11 protein-coding genes are annotated in these 17,744 nt (G+C 31.7%); 8 read left to right on the top strand and 3 right to left on the bottom strand.

Features of this window, described 5'->3' with window-relative positions:
• Positions 1–191: 191 nt before the first annotated feature.
• On the bottom strand, positions 192–1,388 hold the full coding sequence (locus tag J2Y38_RS09395; protein ID WP_309841587.1) for a pyridoxal phosphate-dependent aminotransferase: 1,197 nt from the start codon (positions 1,386–1,388) through the stop codon (positions 192–194).
• Positions 1,389–1,510: 122 nt separating this feature from the next.
• Here J2Y38_RS09395 and J2Y38_RS09390 point away from each other — a divergent pair, with 122 nt between their 5' ends.
• The 5 genes from J2Y38_RS09390 (at position 1,511) to J2Y38_RS09370 (ending at position 9,291) form a co-directional block, all read left to right on the top strand.
• On the top strand, positions 1,511–2,836 hold the full coding sequence (locus J2Y38_RS09390; protein WP_309841585.1) for a PDZ domain-containing protein: 1,326 nt from the start codon (positions 1,511–1,513) through the stop codon (positions 2,834–2,836).
• 158 nt (positions 2,837–2,994) lie between these two features.
• A complete protein-coding gene (locus J2Y38_RS09385; RefSeq protein WP_309841582.1) occupies positions 2,995–5,622 on the top strand; it encodes a gliding motility-associated C-terminal domain-containing protein in 2,628 nt (875 codons plus the stop codon).
• Positions 5,623–5,641: 19 nt separating this feature from the next.
• Positions 5,642–6,571, top strand: a complete 930-nt coding sequence (locus J2Y38_RS09380; protein ID WP_053470973.1) for a type IX secretion system membrane protein PorP/SprF — start codon at positions 5,642–5,644, stop codon at positions 6,569–6,571.
• A gap of 10 nt (positions 6,572–6,581) precedes the next feature.
• Positions 6,582–8,711: an OmpA family protein gene (locus tag J2Y38_RS09375; protein ID WP_309841579.1), complete on the top strand. Its 2,130-nt coding sequence runs from the start codon at positions 6,582–6,584 to the stop codon at positions 8,709–8,711.
• A 94-nt stretch (positions 8,712–8,805) separates the two neighbouring features.
• Positions 8,806–9,291, top strand: a complete 486-nt coding sequence (locus J2Y38_RS09370) for a hypothetical protein (protein WP_309841577.1) — start codon at positions 8,806–8,808, stop codon at positions 9,289–9,291.
• Positions 9,292–9,403: 112 nt separating this feature from the next.
• Here J2Y38_RS09370 and J2Y38_RS09365 read toward each other — a convergent pair whose 3' ends face one another.
• A complete protein-coding gene (locus J2Y38_RS09365; protein ID WP_053471178.1) occupies positions 9,404–9,784 on the bottom strand; it encodes a DUF1573 domain-containing protein in 381 nt (126 codons plus the stop codon).
• A gap of 254 nt (positions 9,785–10,038) precedes the next feature.
• Between J2Y38_RS09365 and J2Y38_RS09360 the strand changes: the two genes are divergently transcribed.
• From J2Y38_RS09360 to J2Y38_RS09350, 3 genes are all read left to right on the top strand, one after another.
• Complete coding sequence (locus tag J2Y38_RS09360; RefSeq protein WP_309841573.1) at positions 10,039–12,675, top strand: valine--tRNA ligase; 2,637 nt, start codon at positions 10,039–10,041, stop codon at positions 12,673–12,675.
• A gap of 178 nt (positions 12,676–12,853) precedes the next feature.
• Positions 12,854–13,879, top strand: coding sequence for a hypothetical protein (locus J2Y38_RS09355; protein WP_309841571.1), 1,026 nt, complete (start codon positions 12,854–12,856; stop codon positions 13,877–13,879).
• Positions 13,839–16,178, top strand: coding sequence for a hypothetical protein (locus tag J2Y38_RS09350; protein WP_309841569.1), 2,340 nt, complete (start codon positions 13,839–13,841; stop codon positions 16,176–16,178). Before J2Y38_RS09355 ends, J2Y38_RS09350 begins: the two co-directional genes overlap by 41 nt.
• Before the next feature lie 80 nt (positions 16,179–16,258).
• On the opposite strand, the gene J2Y38_RS09345 is transcribed toward J2Y38_RS09350, so the two are convergent.
• A complete protein-coding gene (locus J2Y38_RS09345) occupies positions 16,259–17,575 on the bottom strand; it encodes an APC family permease (RefSeq protein WP_309841567.1) in 1,317 nt (438 codons plus the stop codon).
• Positions 17,576–17,744 lie beyond the last annotated feature (169 nt).

Raw genomic sequence — 17,744 nt, 5'->3', positions numbered from 1 at the left:
ATAATGGGTATATCTTTTTAAGGCGGTAAAGATAATTAATAAATAGGAAACCTTTTCTATGGTTTTTACTATTTAATTGATCCTTTTTGGATATAATTTAAAAATGGTCTAATTTTGTGACTTCTTTAAAATACAAAAGACAATAACACAAATGGCTATTGTCTTTTGAAAGTTTAAGTTTAGTTTGTTTTTTATTTGCTGTTGTATGCCAAAAGCGCTTCTTTTAAGATATTTACAGCAGTTATTAAGTCTTTTTTATTTAAAACATACGCAATACGAACCTGATTCAGTCCCATTCCCGGAGTTGAATAAAATCCTTTTGCAGGGGCAATCATTACTGTTTCGCCATTTAAGTCGTAACTTTCTAAAAGCCATTGAGCAAAATCATCAGAATCTGCAATAGGCAGCTCAGCAATACAGTAAAAAGCACCTTTTGGTTTCGTTACAACTACACCTTCAATTTTATTTAATTCTGAAATTAAAGTATCTCGACGTTCTTTATATTCTCCAATTACTTCATCAAAATAACTTTGAGGTGTATCTATTGCAGCTTCACATGCGATCTGCTCAATTGTTGGTGGGCTTAAACGTGCCTGAGCAAATTTCATTACGGTTGCCAGTACTTCTTTATTTTTAGTAATCAAACATCCAATTCTTGCTCCGCACATACTGTAACGTTTTGAAACAGAATCGACCATGATTACGTTTTGCTGTACATCGTCTAAATTCATAACAGAATAATGTACATCATCGCCATCGTACAAAAACTCACGATAAACTTCGTCAGCAATTAAATACAAATCGTATTTTTTAATTAAACCAGCTAATTGTTTAATTTCAGCTTCTGAATATAAATATCCGGTTGGATTACCCGGATTACAAATTAAAATTGCTTTTGTTTTTGGTGTAATTAACTTTTCAACTTCTTCGATACTTGGCAAAGCAAATGCCGTTTCGATAGTCGAAACAAGAGGAACTACGGTTGCACTTGTAGAAGAGGCAAACGCATGATAATTAGCATAAAAAGGTTCTGGAATAATGATCTCATCTCCAGGGTCTGTAATTGTGGCCAGTGCAAACAAAAGGGCTTCAGAGCCACCAGTTGTAACAATGATGTCTTCTGAGTTAACGTTTACATTTTGGCGCTGGTAAAATTTTGCTAATTTTTTTCTGTAGCTTTCATATCCGGCTGACGGACTGTATTCTATAATACTTAAATCAATATTTTTTACCGCCTCGATGGCCACTTCGGGTGTCTTGATATCCGGTTGACCAATGTTTAAGTGATACACTTTGTGTCCTTTTTGCTTTGCTAAATCTGCATAAGGAGCAAGCTTGCGTATCGGTGATTCGGGCATGTTTCTGCCTTTGCTTGAAATTGTTGGCATGAGATTTTTTATTGAAGTGCAAAAATGCATTTTTTTTTCGAATTTAACGTAAACAATGCATGGACTTATAAAAATCTAACAATAATAAATATATTTACTAATTTTATAATAAAATATTGTCAATGAAAAAATATATCGTCCTATTTTTTGGCTTATTGCTGCCTTTTTGCTTAAAAGCTCAAGATAGTTTCATTATTCAAAACAACAAAAAAAAGGCTGTAATACCTTTTAAACTGATAAATAACCTCATTTTTATTCCAATTAAAGTGAATGGAATCGAGCTGAATTTTTTGTTAGATTCCGGCGTCGAAGAAACTATTTTATTCAGTATGGATGAAATGCAGGAGGTTAAGTTTAATAATGTCGAAAAAATCAGACTTAGAGGATTAGGATCTGAAAGTGAAATTGAAGGGCTTAAATCGACAAAAAACACTTTTGAAACACACGGATTAAGATCTGATAATCATATGTTGTTTGTAATTTTAGATCAAAGTTTTAATCTTTCGTCACATATTGGTATTCCGGTAAATGGAATTATTGGGCATAAATTCTTTAAAAACAATATTGTGGAAGTGAATTATGAAAAGCGAAAAGTTATTGTACATTCAAATAACGAATCAATTAGAAAAAAACTCGATAAAAAGTTTAGGGCTATTCCTATTACAATTGAAAAATCTAAGCCTTATATTTACACAACTGCAGTTGTAGATGACAAGGAAATTCCAGCAAAATTATTAATTGATATTGGTAATAGCGACGCCTTTTGGATTTTTGACAATAATAAAATAAAGCTTCCAAAAAGAAATTTTCCTGATTTTCTAGGAAAAGGCTTTAGTGGAGACATTGAAGGGCATCGTGCGAGAATTCAAAAATTTACAATTGATGAATTTGAATTTAAAAAGCCAATTGTAGCTTTTCCAGATTCAACATCTATTAGAAATGTAAAGATGGTTCCAGATCGTATCGGTTCTGTTGGCGGTGAAATCTTAAAGCGTTTTACAGTAGTTTTAGATTATGCTGATAAAAAGCTGTATCTTAAAAAAAATCACAAGTTTAAAGATCCTTTTACTTATAATAAAAGCGGAATTACAATTCAGCATAACGGCTTACAGTGGGTTCAGGAAACGGTTCATTTAGAGACAGTAAAGGTTTCTACATCATTAACAGAAGGAGAACCAAACCAAAATAACGGTGGAAATTTTAGATATAAATTTTCTCTAAAACCTGTTTATGAGATTGTTAATATTAGAAAACAATCTGCAGCAGAAAAATGCGGATTGCAAAAAGGTGATATTATAATCTCCATAAATGGTGAACGACCTTATAAATATTCGTTACAGCAAATTAACCAGCTTTTAAAATCAGAAGAAGATAAATGGATTAATCTTGAAGTAGAACGTAGCAGTCTGATTTTGAAGTTTAGATTTAAACTTGAAGATGAGTTATAAATTACCGATTATGATTCTTTAATTTATTAGATTAAAAAGTTTTGTTTCATTAATGATTTTTAAAATTGTTTGAATTTTGTGAAAAAATAAGTGTTAAAACTACTTTTTTGTTTAAGAAACATTAATAATTTATTAAGTTTATCAAAAAATAGCAGTTTATGGCCAAAAAATACAATGATTTCTTACGTATAATTTTATTTTTTGTTTTTTTATCATTTTTGCCTCAAATAGTAAATGCTCAATGTGCAGGGGATGACGGAAGTTTAACAGTTTGTGATATTCCTAATCCTAGCAGCAAAACAATAAATTTATTCTCATTACTAGGTGGATCTCCTGTTGCAGGTGGAACTTGGAAAGATGATAATTCTTCCGGTGGACTAAATGTAGCAACCGGAATTTTAAATGCCCAGTTAATTAGAGCAAGCGGTGTGTATCGTTACACTTATACTGTTATCGGAAATAATGGGTGTGTTGATAATTCTGCTACTGTTACAATAACAGTAGGAGGATATTCAGGTGTTACTTCTCCCAATTTTTCAGTTTGTAGTTCTGTAGTTAATTTTAATCTTTTTCAGGCTTTTAATGGTGTCGAATTAGGTCCACAGTCTAATGGACAATGGCACAATGATACGACAAATGAATACATTGGTTCTTCTGTAAATGTCGAAAATTTAGAAGGGGATTTTTATTTCACATATACTATGCCTGCAATTGGTACTTGTCCTGCAATGTCTTCAACAGCAATTATATCAGTCTTTAGAGCTCCAAAGTCGGGAAATTCAATACCATTAGGTTTATGCGCAAGTGATGGTTTATCAGCTTATACCAACTATGATTTATTTTCTTTAATTTCAGATTATGATACAGGGGGTACGTGGGTTGAAGCTAACGGAACTAACGAATTAACTTTTACAGGTGATCATAATATCAATATTGAAAAAATATATAATAATTACGGCCCGGGTAATTATAATTTTACTTATAAAGTGCCTTCTAGTGATTTTGTTTGTCCAGATGATCAAACTACAGTGAGAATCAGTCTTGAAAATAAACTAGATTTTACAGGTGCAATAGTAGAAGTTAACTCAGATATTTGTGAAACAGAAATTCCAACTGCTTCTTATACAGTAACCATTACAAGAGGACCGACCACAATCCCAAACGGATTATATTATGTATCCTTCAATGTTGTAGGATCGAGTACAATAGAAACTGTCTCTGCTAATTTTACAAATGGTGTCGCTACCTTTCCTATAAAATCAGATTATTTTCAAAGAGCTGGAAGTTTTAAAGTAAACATCTTGAATATATTTTTGTCTAACAGTGCAAGATTGTGCCAAAACATTATAAATAACTTGTCAGATGATCTTATCATTTACCCAATTCCAAATTTAGAGGGAGCTGTAATTAGTCCTGTAGCGACTTGTCAAAATCAGGATGCATTAATTCAGATTTCAAATGCCGTAAAACTTGCTGATGGAGATTATGATATAATTTATAATTTATCAGGGGCAAACAATATACCTTCGCAAGCTACCAGAATTACAATGTCAGGAGGAAATGCAAGTTTTGTTGTGCCTGAAATATTTAATTCAAGAAGTGGTGTCTCAATTGTCACAATTACAGCAATCACTCATGTTATATCACAATGTGTTAATGCTGCTAATTTAAAAGGAGAAATTACAATTAATCCCTTACCAAACGGTTCACTTATAAGATTTGAGATTCCAATTGTTTGTTTTGGTGAAGCTGTGAGGGTTAATGTTTTTGGATTGCAGACCTTAACGGATGTTACTTTGTCTTATATACTGTCAGGAAGAAACACGTCTAATATAGAAACAGTTAATTTAACTGCAGAAAATGGGAGTGCAAGTTTTATTGTTCCCGCTTCTTTATTGGTCAATTCTGGTAATACAATAATTTCCATTGTTAAAATAAAAAACAATACTACTACCTGCGAAAATGATGTAGCAGGAATATCGGGTACACTAATATTAAATCCAATTCCAGCTGCACCATCAGTAAACAATCAAGAATTTTGTAAAAGAGATCAAGCCACTATTGCCAATTTGCAACCTCAGGGAAATCAGTATAAATGGTATATTTCTGCGACCGAAGTTACACCTCTCCCAAATACTTATGTTTTAAAATCGGAAGATTATTTTGTTAAGGAAACTTCTGCCGCTGGTTGTGTATCTCCTGCGACGCAAATTACTGTAACAATAAATGATATACCAGCGCCAACTTTAAATCAGGATGGACAAAACTTTTGCGGCTTAGACAATCCTACAATTCTTGATTTGTCAAATAATACAGGATCACCTTCAACAATAGTTTGGTATGACGCACCAAATAATGGAAACTTGCTTTCGGCTTCAACTCCTTTAGTAGATAAAGCAACTTATTATGGGTTTGATTTTTCGCCGACACAAAATTGTGTTTCACAAGAAAATATTGCTGTTACGGTTTCATTGATAGTTTGTGATTCTCCAGAATATACATTTTTTGTTCCCGACGGATTTTCTCCAAACGGAGACGGAATTAACGACACTTTTACTATTCCGGACATCGATTTTTTATACCCAAATTATTCGCTGGAAATTTTTAACAGATATGGAAACGGAATGTATAAAGGCTTTAAAAATAAGCCGGCATGGGATGGAATAAATTACGAACAAAGTGGAATTGGCGGCGGAATAGCACCAAACGGAGTATATTTTTACATTCTCTATTTTAATAAAGACAATAGACCCCCACAGCAAGGACGTCTTTATTTAAATCGATAATTTTTAATATAAATTTCAAATGAAAAAAATAATACTCTATATAACTTTCTTCTTCTATATAACATCAGTTTCTGCACAGCAGGATCCTGAATACACACATTATATGTACAACATGAGTGTTGTGAATCCGGCATATGCGACAGGGGTTCCTGCTATGATGAATTTTGGAGGATTGTACAGAACACAATGGGTTGGTGCAGTAGGCGCGCCAAAAACTTTTACCTTTTTTGGTCACACGGCGATTTCTGATAAAGTTGAAGCTGGGCTTTCTTTTATATCAGATGATATTGGTGATGGTGCTAAAAAAGAAAACAATATTTATGCTGATTTTGCATACGTTCTAAAACTAGGAGGAAAAAATAAACTTTCTCTTGGTCTAAAAGCTGGATTATCATCAATGCAAACCAATTTTAATGGATTTAAGTTTAATGATCCTGCTACAGATATGGCTTTCGCCGAAAACATAAATGCTACAAAACCTAACATTGGAGTTGGGGCTTATTATTTTAGAGATAATTTATATGTTGGACTTTCGGTGCCTAACTTATTGAAAACAAAATATATTGAAGAAAAATCAGGAGTAAATGCTTTTGGGGCAGAAAATATTCACACTTTCCTAACCGCTGGATATGTTTTCCAGGTAAATGATATGTGGAAAGTGAAACCTGCATTTATGACAAAATTTGTAAAAGGAGCACCTATTTCAATCGATTTAACAGCCAATGTTTTGTACAATGAAAAATTTGAACTTGGTGCAGCTTATAGAATTGACGATTCGGTAAGTGCTTTGTTTAATTTTAATGTAACGCCTACCTTGAGAGTTGGTTATGCGTACGATTACACACTTACAAATTTAGGTCAGTTTAACTCGGGAACGCATGAAATTATGCTGCTTTTTGATTTGGATTTATTAGGTAAAGGATTTGATAAATCACCAAGATTCTTCTAAAATGAAAAATATGAAAAAACTACTCGTTATTATATTCGTATTTTCAATACAGTTTATAAATGCCCAAGATCAGGAATTGATTAGAGCAAAGAAATTTTTTGATAGAACATATTACAGTGAAGCTATTATTTTATATGAAAAATTAGCCGAAGAAAAACCATCGCAAGAAGTAATAAAAAACCTTGCAGATTCCTATTATTATACAAATGATTTAATAAAAGCACAGCGTTATTATCGTTTATTAGTTCAAAATTATAATGACAATTTAGATAGAGAATATTATTTTAGATACGCGCAAACTCTAAAAGCTACAAATGCTTACAACGATGCAAATACTGTTTTAAAAGAATATTATGCAAAATCGTCAAATCCGGAAGATGTTGTTAATTTCGAAAAAGACATTAAAACTCTAGAAAATGTTTCAGCAATTGGAAAACGATTTGAGATAAAAAATCTGCCAATAAATACACCAAATTCAGAGTTTGGAGCAGTTAAATACAAAGACAATTTAGTTTTTGCAGGAGTTAAATTGAAGCCGGGAATATTCGATAAAAAATTTAAATGGGATGGTGAAACCTATTTAAATTTGGTTACAGTTCCGCTAAAAAATATTAATTCGGCAGATTCTATTACACATTATTTTGCCAAAGAATTAAAAACTGGAATGCACGAATCAAATGCCATTTTTACAAAAGATGGTAAAACTATTTACTTTACAAGGAATAATTCTAAAAACGGAAAGAAAAAGAAAGACGACAAGAAAATTTCAAATCTTCAAATTTTCAAGGCTGAATTAGTTGGAGGAAAATGGACAAACATCACATCGCTTCCGTTTAATAGTCCAAATTATTCAGTAGAGCATCCTGCACTTAGCGCTGACGAAAAAGTGTTGTATTTTGCTTCAGATATGCCGGGTTCAATAGGTTCTTTTGATATTTATTCGGTAAACATAAATAAAGGCGCTTTTGATACTCCAAAGAATTTAGGCCCAGAAGTTAATACCAATAAAAGAGAGCAGTTTCCTTTTGCTTCCGCAGATAATAAACTTTATTTTTCTTCTGACGGGCATTTAGGTTACGGATCTTTAGATGTTTTTGTTTCTGAAATAAATGGGAATGAATATTCAAAACCAATAAATATAGGACTTCCATTAAACTCAAACTTAGACGATTTTGCATTCAATATTGATTCTGAAACCAAAGAAGGATATTTTGCATCAAATAGAGAAGGAGGAAAGGGCGGCGACGATATTTATCAATTTAAAGAAACTAAAGATTTAATTGTTGAAGACTGTCATCAGTTAATTGCAGGTATTATTACAGATATTGACACTAAATTAGTTTTAGAAAATGCAACCGTAATACTGCAAGATTCAAATAATAAAACCCTGAATACAGCAACAACTTCTGCAGACGGAAAGTTTAGTTTTAGAGTTCCTTGTGAAGCTTCTTATAAAGTTTCGGCTTTTAAAGAAAAATACACAAATGAGTCTAAAACGATAACTTTAGATAATATCAGAGATAAAGAAAATGACGCATCTTTAGCATTAAAATCTTTGGAAAAAATCAAACTCGAAGAAAAAGAAAATGCCGAAAAGAAAAGACAGCAGGAAATTATTATAGAGGAAGAAAATAAGAAAAAAGAAGTTCTTGCTGCTGTAGAATTAAAGCAGAAAGAGAAAAAAGCAAAAGAAGCTGAAATTGCTGCCGCAGAAGTCAAAAAGAACGAAAAAGTAAAACAAATTTTAGAGCAGGAAAAAGATGTTGTAAGAGATAAAGACAGATTAATTATTAAAACAGATCCTATTTATTTTGATTACAATATGTGGTACATTCGTAAAGAATCAAAAGTTGTTTTAGGAAGAGTTGTGGCGCTGATGAATAAATATCCGGGAATGGTAATCGAAATTGGTTCGCATACAGATTCTCGTGGAAATGCAAAATTCAATGAAAATTTATCTCAAAAAAGAGCCAATTCAACCAGAGAGTTTATCATCCAATCCGGAATTGATGCAAAAAGAGTTACAGCAAAAGGTTACGGAGAATCGGTGCCAATTATAAAATGTAAAACCGATGAAGCGTGCTCTGAAGAAGAACATGAATTAAACAGAAGATCTGAATTTGTGATTAAGAATTTATAAATTCTGTGAAAACAAATAATTTAATTAAGAAGCCTTTATTTTGGCTTCTTTTTTTTTAATTTTATAAAATAACCTTGAAACAAAATATTAAAATATGAAAAACCTAGTTTTACCTTGTCTGCTAGTTATCTGCGTTGGATTTCAAAGCTGTAAAAATGAAGAAAAACAAAAACAGGCAGAAACAGCAAAAGCTGATGCAGAAACAGTTTTAAAAACGGAGTGTTATCAGGCCGTATATGAAAAAGATACTCTTCAATTAAAGCTTAACACTTTAAAAAATGGAAAATTAAGCGGAAATATGATTATGAAAGTGGCGCCTTCAACCGTAAGAACGGGTGAAATTAAAGGTGAATTTCATGGAGATACTTTATTCGCGGATTATACTTTTAAGGATTTAGCAACTAAGGACAAAACGTTTAAAAATCCAATGGCATTTTTAAAGAAAGACAAACAGCTTATTTTAGGAAACGGAACAATGCAGACTACAATGGGAGTTACTTATTTAGTAAAAGACCAGCCAATCGATTTTGATCAAGTAAAATATAAATTTGAAGCAGCTGAATGTGCTGTGAAGAAATAAAGAAGATTGCTAAACCTGACAGGTTTTAAAAACCTGTCGGGTTTAACTCAACATAAAAAAGCCGTTTCTAAATTTAGAAACGGCTTTTACTATTTATCAGATTTTATTTTTGTTATAAAACTTCACCTTTAATTTTTAAGGCAACACGGCCATCAGGATAGTTTACAGCATTGGTTTCAACCGTAATTGTTTTACGAATTGGACCGGCAGCCATGTTATATTTAACATCAATTTTTCCTTTTTTACCAGGCATTACAGCTGCTGCAGGTTTTGTAACAACTATAGAACTAACTGTCGATTCTGCACCGATAATTAACAGCGGTGCATCGCCGGTGTTAGTAAACTCAAAGGAGCGAACTCCATTATCAGTCTTAGAAATTTTTCCATAATCAATTGTATTGTCCGGGGCTGCAAATTCAATTTTTGGGCCATTTTGTGCATAACCTATTGCGCTAAACAATACGACAGCAATAAAAGAGGCAACATTTTTCATCTTGAAATTATTTTTAAGTTGTAAGTAAATATACATTCTTTTAATTAACACACAAATTATTAATTCGCTTTTTATAGTGTACTTAATTATTTACTTTTGCTGTCAATTATAATTACAAAAATTGAACCAAATTTTCTGTTTAATTGTTTAATCGTTAATTCGTTTAATCGATTGATGATTTGAAAAAGCAAAAATCAATTAAACAGTTAAACAAAAAAACGATTAAACAGTTAAACGATTAAACAACCTAATAAATGACAATTCCAGCACAATTTGACGCTAAGACGATTGAGAACAAATGGTATGATTACTGGATGAAAAACAACTATTTTCATTCAGAACCAGATCATAGAACGCCGTATACTATTGTAATTCCGCCTCCAAACGTCACTGGTGTCTTGCATATGGGACATATGTTGAATAATACTATTCAGGATGTTTTAATTCGTAGAGCACGTTTAAAAGGGTTCAATGCCTGCTGGGTTCCGGGAACGGATCACGCATCTATTGCAACTGAAGCAAAAGTTGTGGCTAAATTAAAAGCAGAAGGAATCAATAAAAATGATTTATCTCGTGAAGAATTTTTGGGACACGCTTGGGAATGGACGCATAAATACGGCGGAACAATTCTTGAACAACTTAAAAAATTAGGGGCTTCATGCGATTGGGAACGCACTAAATTTACAATGGATCCAGATATGTCGGCAGCTGTAATTCATTCTTTTGTTGATTTATTCAACAAAGGTTTAATTTATAGAGGATACCGAATGGTAAACTGGGATCCGGAAGCTAAAACAACTCTTTCTGACGAAGAAGTTATTTACGAAGAACAACAAGGAAAATTATTTTTCTTAAAATATAAAATCGAAGGAACTGAGGAATTTTTGACCATTGCCACAACTCGTCCGGAAACTATTTTTGGAGATACCGCAATATGTATCAATCCAAACGATGAGCGTTTTACACATTTAAAAGGTAAAAGCGCCATCGTTCCTATTTGCGGTCGTGTAATTCCAATTATCGAAGATGAGTATGTAGATGTTGAATTCGGAACAGGATGTTTAAAAGTAACTCCTGCACACGATATGAACGATAAAACTCTTGGAGAAAAACACAATCTTGAAATCTTTGATATTTTTAATGAAGATGCAACATTAAACAGCTTCGGATTACATTATCAAGGAAAAGATCGTTTTGTAGTTCGTACTGAAATTGCAAAAGAATTAGAAGAAATTGGAGCTTTGGCGAAGACCGAAATCCATTTAAATAAAGTAGGAACATCTGAAAGAACTAAAGCCGTAATCGAACCAAGATTATCAGATCAATGGTTTTTGAAAATGGAAGAATTGGTAAAACCTGCAATTAAATCGGTTTTAGAAACAGGAGATATTAAATTACATCCAAAACGTTTTGAAAACACTTATGCGCATTGGTTAAACAACATTCGCGATTGGAATATTTCTCGTCAGTTATGGTGGGGGCACAGAATTCCTGCCTATTATTATGGTGATGGAAAAGAAGATTTCGTAGTTGCTGAAAGAATCGAAGGCGCTTTAAAATTAGCACAAGAAAAAACTAACAATCAACAATTAACAATCGACAATTTAAGACAAGATGTTGATGCTTTAGATACTTGGTTTTCTGCATGGTTATGGCCAATGTCAGTTTTTGATGGTATTGTAAATCCTGAAAATGAAGATTTCAAATACTATTATCCAACAAACGACTTAGTTACAGGTCCGGATATTTTATTTTTCTGGGTTGCCAGAATGATTATCGCAGGTTATGAATATACTGGCGAAAAACCTTTTACTAATGTGTATTTAACAGGTTTAGTACGTGATAAACAACGTCGCAAAATGTCTAAATCATTAGGAAATTCTCCTGATCCTTTAGATTTGATTGATAAATTTGGTGCCGATGGTGTTCGTGTAGGATTGCTTTTAAGCGCTTCTGCAGGAAACGATATTATGTTTGATGAAGAATTATGCCTACAAGGAAAATCATTCACAAATAAAATCTGGAATGCTTTCAAATTAATTAAAGGATGGGAAGTTTCAGAAACAATTCCGCAGCCGGAATCATCAAAAGTGGCAATCGAATGGTACGAAGCGAAATTGCAGCAGACTTTAGTTGACATTGAAGATAATTTTGAAAAATACAGAATTTCAGATTCTCTTATGGCAATCTATAAATTGGTTTGGGATGATTTCTGTTCTTGGTTCTTAGAAATGATTAAACCAGCGTACCAACAACCAATTGATAAAGCAACATTTGATAAAGCAATCGAAATGTTAGAAAGTAATTTGAAATTACTTCACCCATTTATGCCTTTCTTAACGGAAGAAATCTGGCAGTTAATTGCTGACAGAACGCCGGAAGAAGCTTTAATTGTTTCAACTTGGCCGGAATTAAAACCATTCAATGCTAGTTTAATTTCTGATTTTGATAATATTACAGAAGTAATTTCTGGAATTAGAACCATTAGAAAAAGTAAAAACATTGCGATGAAAGATGCTATTGAATTAAAAGCAATCAACAGTGAGAACATAACGACATATTTTGATTCAATCGTAACGAAATTAGGAAACGTTTCGGCTTTCGAATATGTTTCTGCAAAAGTTGAAGGAGCGTTATCTTTCCGAGTAAAATCAAATGAATATTTTATTCCAATTACTGGAGGAAATATTGATGTTGAAGCTGAAATCGCAAAACTGACAGAAGAATTAAATTACACAAAAGGATTCTTAAAATCTGTTGAAGCAAAACTTTCAAACGAAAAATTCGTAAACGGAGCTCCAGAAAAAGTTTTAAATATAGAGAAACAAAAACAAGCCGATGCTTTAGCAAAAATTGCTACAATCGAGCAGAGTTTAGCTGGTTTGAAATAAGAATCAGAATTTCTTTTTTTATTATAAAAACCCGATAGATTTTTTTTAAATCTGTCGGGTTTCTTATTTGTAAAATATTCTGTTTTTAGCTAAAAAATATTTTCATTTTTTAAATTTTATATCTCAAAAATGATATAATTTTAATACGATTTCTATTAAAATAAAATCTGTCTTCTGAATGAAAAAAATCATGTTGTTTGTGTTTATTCCTTCTCTTTTTTTGGGTTGTTCCAATAAAATAGAAAACGTTGAAAAATCTTTTTATTACTGGAAAAGTAATTCTTGGCAGTTATCTGACAATGAAAAGGCAAGAATGCGCGATTTACAAGTTAACAAGCTATATGTCAAATTTTTTGAAGTAGATCATGATGAAAATTATGGAGATTTTCCTATTTCAAAAACATCTTTGCGCTATTATGGAGAACAAATACTAACTATTGTTCCTACTGTATATATAAAAAACGAAGTCTTTAAAAATACCAATGAAAAAAGAATGGATACTTTGGCAGATAATGTAAACTTTCTTATAAATAAATACACAAAAGAGAATTTTGAGAAGGCTAATCCTGTTACTGAATTTCAAATGGATTGCGATTGGACTTTAAAAACAAAAGACAATTACTTCTATTTTTTGAAGAAATTAAAAGCGATTTCTAAAAAGCAAATAAGTTGTACATTACGATTGTATCCTTATAAATATCCTGAAAAAATGGGAACTCCGCCGGTCGACAAAGCAACTTTGATGTGTTATAACTTAGTAAACCCGCTGGATAATCATTCTAAAAATTCTATTCTGGACCTTAAGGAATTAGGCCTTTATCTTAATAAAGAAAAAAAATACCCGTTGCATCTCGATATTGCATTGCCCACTTATTCCTGGATGCAGGTGTATCAGAATAATAAATTCTCAAAAGTAATTTATGACAATCAAAAGGAAATTTTAGAATCATTAAAAAAAATAAAACCATTGTGGTATGAAGTCACAAAAGACCAGCTTGCAGGCGATTTTTATTTAAGAATAGGGGATAAAATTAAATATGAAGTATTGACTCCCGAACAAATAAACCAAGCCATTGAAATTATCAAGAAAAATGTTGTTTTTGATCCTGAAACAACTGTAAGATTATTTCATTTAGACGAAGAACAATTAAGTAAATACAACGATGAAGCACTTTCTGGTTTTTATACTAATTTTAGCAAGTAATGCTATTTTTGCTTGCGGATTTTATCCTTATGGCGAAGATGTTCGTTTTTCGTTTTTTAATCCGGAAAACTTCAACTATTACTGGTATTCTGGTTTTGATTATTCTTCAGACTCTTTTTGTCCAAATCAAAAGTTTGCAGATGGAATAATAAAAATGGATGCAAATGAAAAACTTTGGAGGCAATATTGCAGAAACAAAGTTTCTCTAGAATCGATAAAAGAGGTTTTGCTTGATTTTACTTTAGAAGATATTACAGATAAAAGTACAAATGAAATGCTTCGTTACCTTTATAAAATCAAAGATATTGACGCTGTCAATTATTTGAAATTTGCCAAAAAATGCGAAGTTTTTAATATTTTTAATGAGAATCTTTGGGAGCATAATCCTGCATCATTAAAGGTTGAAAACAGAACAAAATGTATTGATGAGGCAATTTTAGTTTCAAATTCAATTAAAAACAAAAACCTTAAACAACGATATACTTTTTTAGCCATACGATTAGCGTATTACAATGGAGATTTTCCAAAAATCAGAACTTTATATACCAAGGTTTTCGAAACTCAAAAACAAGATAATATATTAAAATATTGGAGTTTGTATTTCAGGACGTTTGCAGAACCAGACAAAGCTGTTGCTAGTTTTTATGCCTCGCAGGTTTTTGCAAATGCACCAGATAAGCGTTTTGTAGTTTCATCTGCATTTAATTCACAAATTCCAATTGAAGCAATTTTAAAATACGCTAAAACAAATAAGGAAAAAGCGAATGTTTATTTACTTGGTGGAATAAAAAAAGCAGACCGTTCGCTTGATTACCTAAAACAGGTTTATAAATACAATCCTGAATTGGATGGGCTTTCATTTTTGCTATTAAGAGAAGTCAATAAAATTGAAGACTGGGTTTTTACACCTTATTATTCTCTTTTTAATCCATCGATAGTATCTTATGATGAAAATGAAAAGAATTCGGTCAAGGAAATTATGAAACGTGTAGAAAGGGACCGAATTTATGCTGGTGAAGTATTGGATTTTATCAAGAACCTTAATTTAAAAAAAGTACAAAATCCTATTTTTTGGAAAACTTGTAAAGCTTATTTGTCATTTGTAACAAAGGATAATCAGGGTTGTTTAAATCAAATTTCAAAATTGGAGAAAAACATACCTAAAAAAGATTCACTTTATAATCAGATTGAGATTATTAAAGCTTTGGCATTAACAGCAAATCAAAAAAACGAAAAAGCAGTTATTCTGAATGATGTTAAACCTATTTTGCTAAAAAATAAAAACCACAAGAAATTTTTATTTGCTATTGGAAGAGAATTAGAATTTAAAGGAAATCGAATTGATGCTTCATTTCTATATTCGAAATTAGAGGAACATCCAGATAATTATAATTATTATAATTTTGCTTATTGGAAAAGTTCTAAGGCAAAAGTTGGTTACTACACAGATTATTATTCGGACTATTTTACTTATATCAATGTTTTTTATTCTCCGGAACAAGTTCAAACCATAATTGATGAAACTGTAAAAAGTGAAAAAGATTCAGATAAATTTTCTGCTTGGAAACATAGTTTTATTAAAAAAGAAATTCCAAGACTTTACGATTTAATAGGCACAAAATACATTCGTCAGAATAAATTAGAACAGGCTTTGTTTTATTTTGAAAAAAATGATAACAAATCATATAGAGAAATTAATTATTCTGATTGTTTGTGGGAGAAAGAAAATTGTGACTATAGATTAAAAGACCCTTTTCTTGTTTTAAAATACACGCCAGAATTTGTTGTGCAAAAAAAAATATTTAGGTTTGATAAATATGCAATAACTCAAAAATTAATTTTGTATTTAAAACAAGCTTCAAATCCTGCAGAGAAAAATAAAGATTATTATAATTTTTTGGTTGCCAACTGCTACTATAACATGAGTATTTATGGAAGCCTTTGGCAAATGAGACGTTACGGACAAGGAGAAACAACTGATATTAGAGATTTTCCTATTGAAGATAACAATGAATATTATGAATGTAATCTGGCAAAAAAATATTATACACAGGCGTATAAAAATGCTAAAACAGCTAAGTTTAAAGCTTTGTGTCTAAGTATGATGGCCAGGTGCGAGGCAAATAAATTAGCTCATAAATATCCGGATGATTATAATAAACCAAAGAAAAATCATGAAACTTTTCTTTGGAATAAAAATAGATACTATAAGGATTTGGAATTAAATTATGAATATGATTATGAAAGGTTAGCTTTTGGTTGTAATGCCTTTGAAGACTATTTTAAAGCAAGGAGATAAATAATAGCGACGAATTCAGGAATTAATTTTACTCTGAAAGGTTAAAATAAAATTCGTGAATTCGTGGCTAATAAAGAGTTCTATTTCTTCTTCTTCAAAACCAAAAACAAAGGATAAGAAACAATCGTAATTCCCAAAATAACAATAAAGCTTTTAGGATCGCTGTAAATAAATCCAATCAATAAAGCAATCGAAGCAATAATAGCAATTATGGTCGTCCACGGATACCAAAACGAACGATAAGGTCTTGGTAAATCTGGCTCAGAAGTTCTTAGTTTTAAAAGCGAAAAATAGGCCAATCCCCAAACGATAATCGAGATAAAAGCGGCGAATCCAAACAAAACTTCAAAAGAGCCTACAAAAATAATCAGCAATAAGCTGAAAACAGATGAAACCAAAAGAGCCACAATTGGTGTTCCGCCTTTATTTACGGTTGTCCCTTTTTCGATAAAAAATCCATCGCGGCTTAATCCGTAAAGGATTCTCGGCGGAATCATCATAAAAGCATTCAAAATACTGATTAAAGAGAATATTGAAATTACCGTAACGATAATTGCGCCGTTTTCTCCAAATAAAATCTTAGCAACATCGGCGGCAGCCAGATTTGATTTGGCTAAAGTTTCAATAGGTAAAACATGAAAAAAGGCGGCATTTACCAAAACATAAATCGCTACAACAAGTAAAACACCACTGTATAAAGATTTCGGAATATTTTTACCAGGATCGTCATTTTCTTCCGCAAAAAAGCAAACGGCATTCCAGCCATTATAAGTTCCGATTATTAATTGCAATGATTTGAAAAATCCAAATACTAAACCAATTTGAAAGAACGAATTATCTGTTTTTATAGGTGGAATTTCAACTCCAGTATACATAAAGCAGGCTACAACCAAAGCGACAAAACAAATCACTTTCAGGAAACTGGTAATCTGTTGAATCACACTTCCGTTTTTTACACCGCTCAAATGAATCAATACAAAAGCAGCCAATAAGGAAATCGCCATAACTGTTGAATAATTAGCAAGAGCCGGAAACAAAATGATCATATATTCACTTATTACAATACAGTAAAATGCAGGCGGAATGGCATTTGTAATATAATCAAACCAACCGGATAAAAATCCTGCATATTCACCAAAAGCTCTTTTGATATAATTATAAGATCCTCCGGCTTTTGGCAACATCGTTGCAAGTTCTGCATACGAATTCGCGCCAAATAAAACATACAAACCGCCAAAAAGCCAAGATGCAAGAATAAGCCAGTAATTATTTAATAAATCTGCAATCGAGCCTGGCGTGCGTAGGATTCCAACACCAATTGTTCCTCCAATTAATACGGCAATATTAAAACTTAAACCTAAACTTTTCTTTAATTGGGTTTTTGTAGAATCAGACATATTTGGGTTTTGCGATTTAGAATGGTTTATACGAACAAAAGTACTTATAAAATGATACACATTTTTTAACAAAACAAAAAACCTCACCTTTTGCAAGATGAGGTTTAAAGTTTCCTAAAAACATTCTAATTTTTCATAATCAGAAAATGCTGAATGGAAAAAATCTAAT

Source organism: Flavobacterium sp. 2755, from assembly GCF_031455715.1.
Taxonomy (GTDB): Bacteria; Bacteroidota; Bacteroidia; order Flavobacteriales; family Flavobacteriaceae; genus Flavobacterium.
This window is presented reverse-complemented; position numbering and strand designations above follow the sequence as displayed.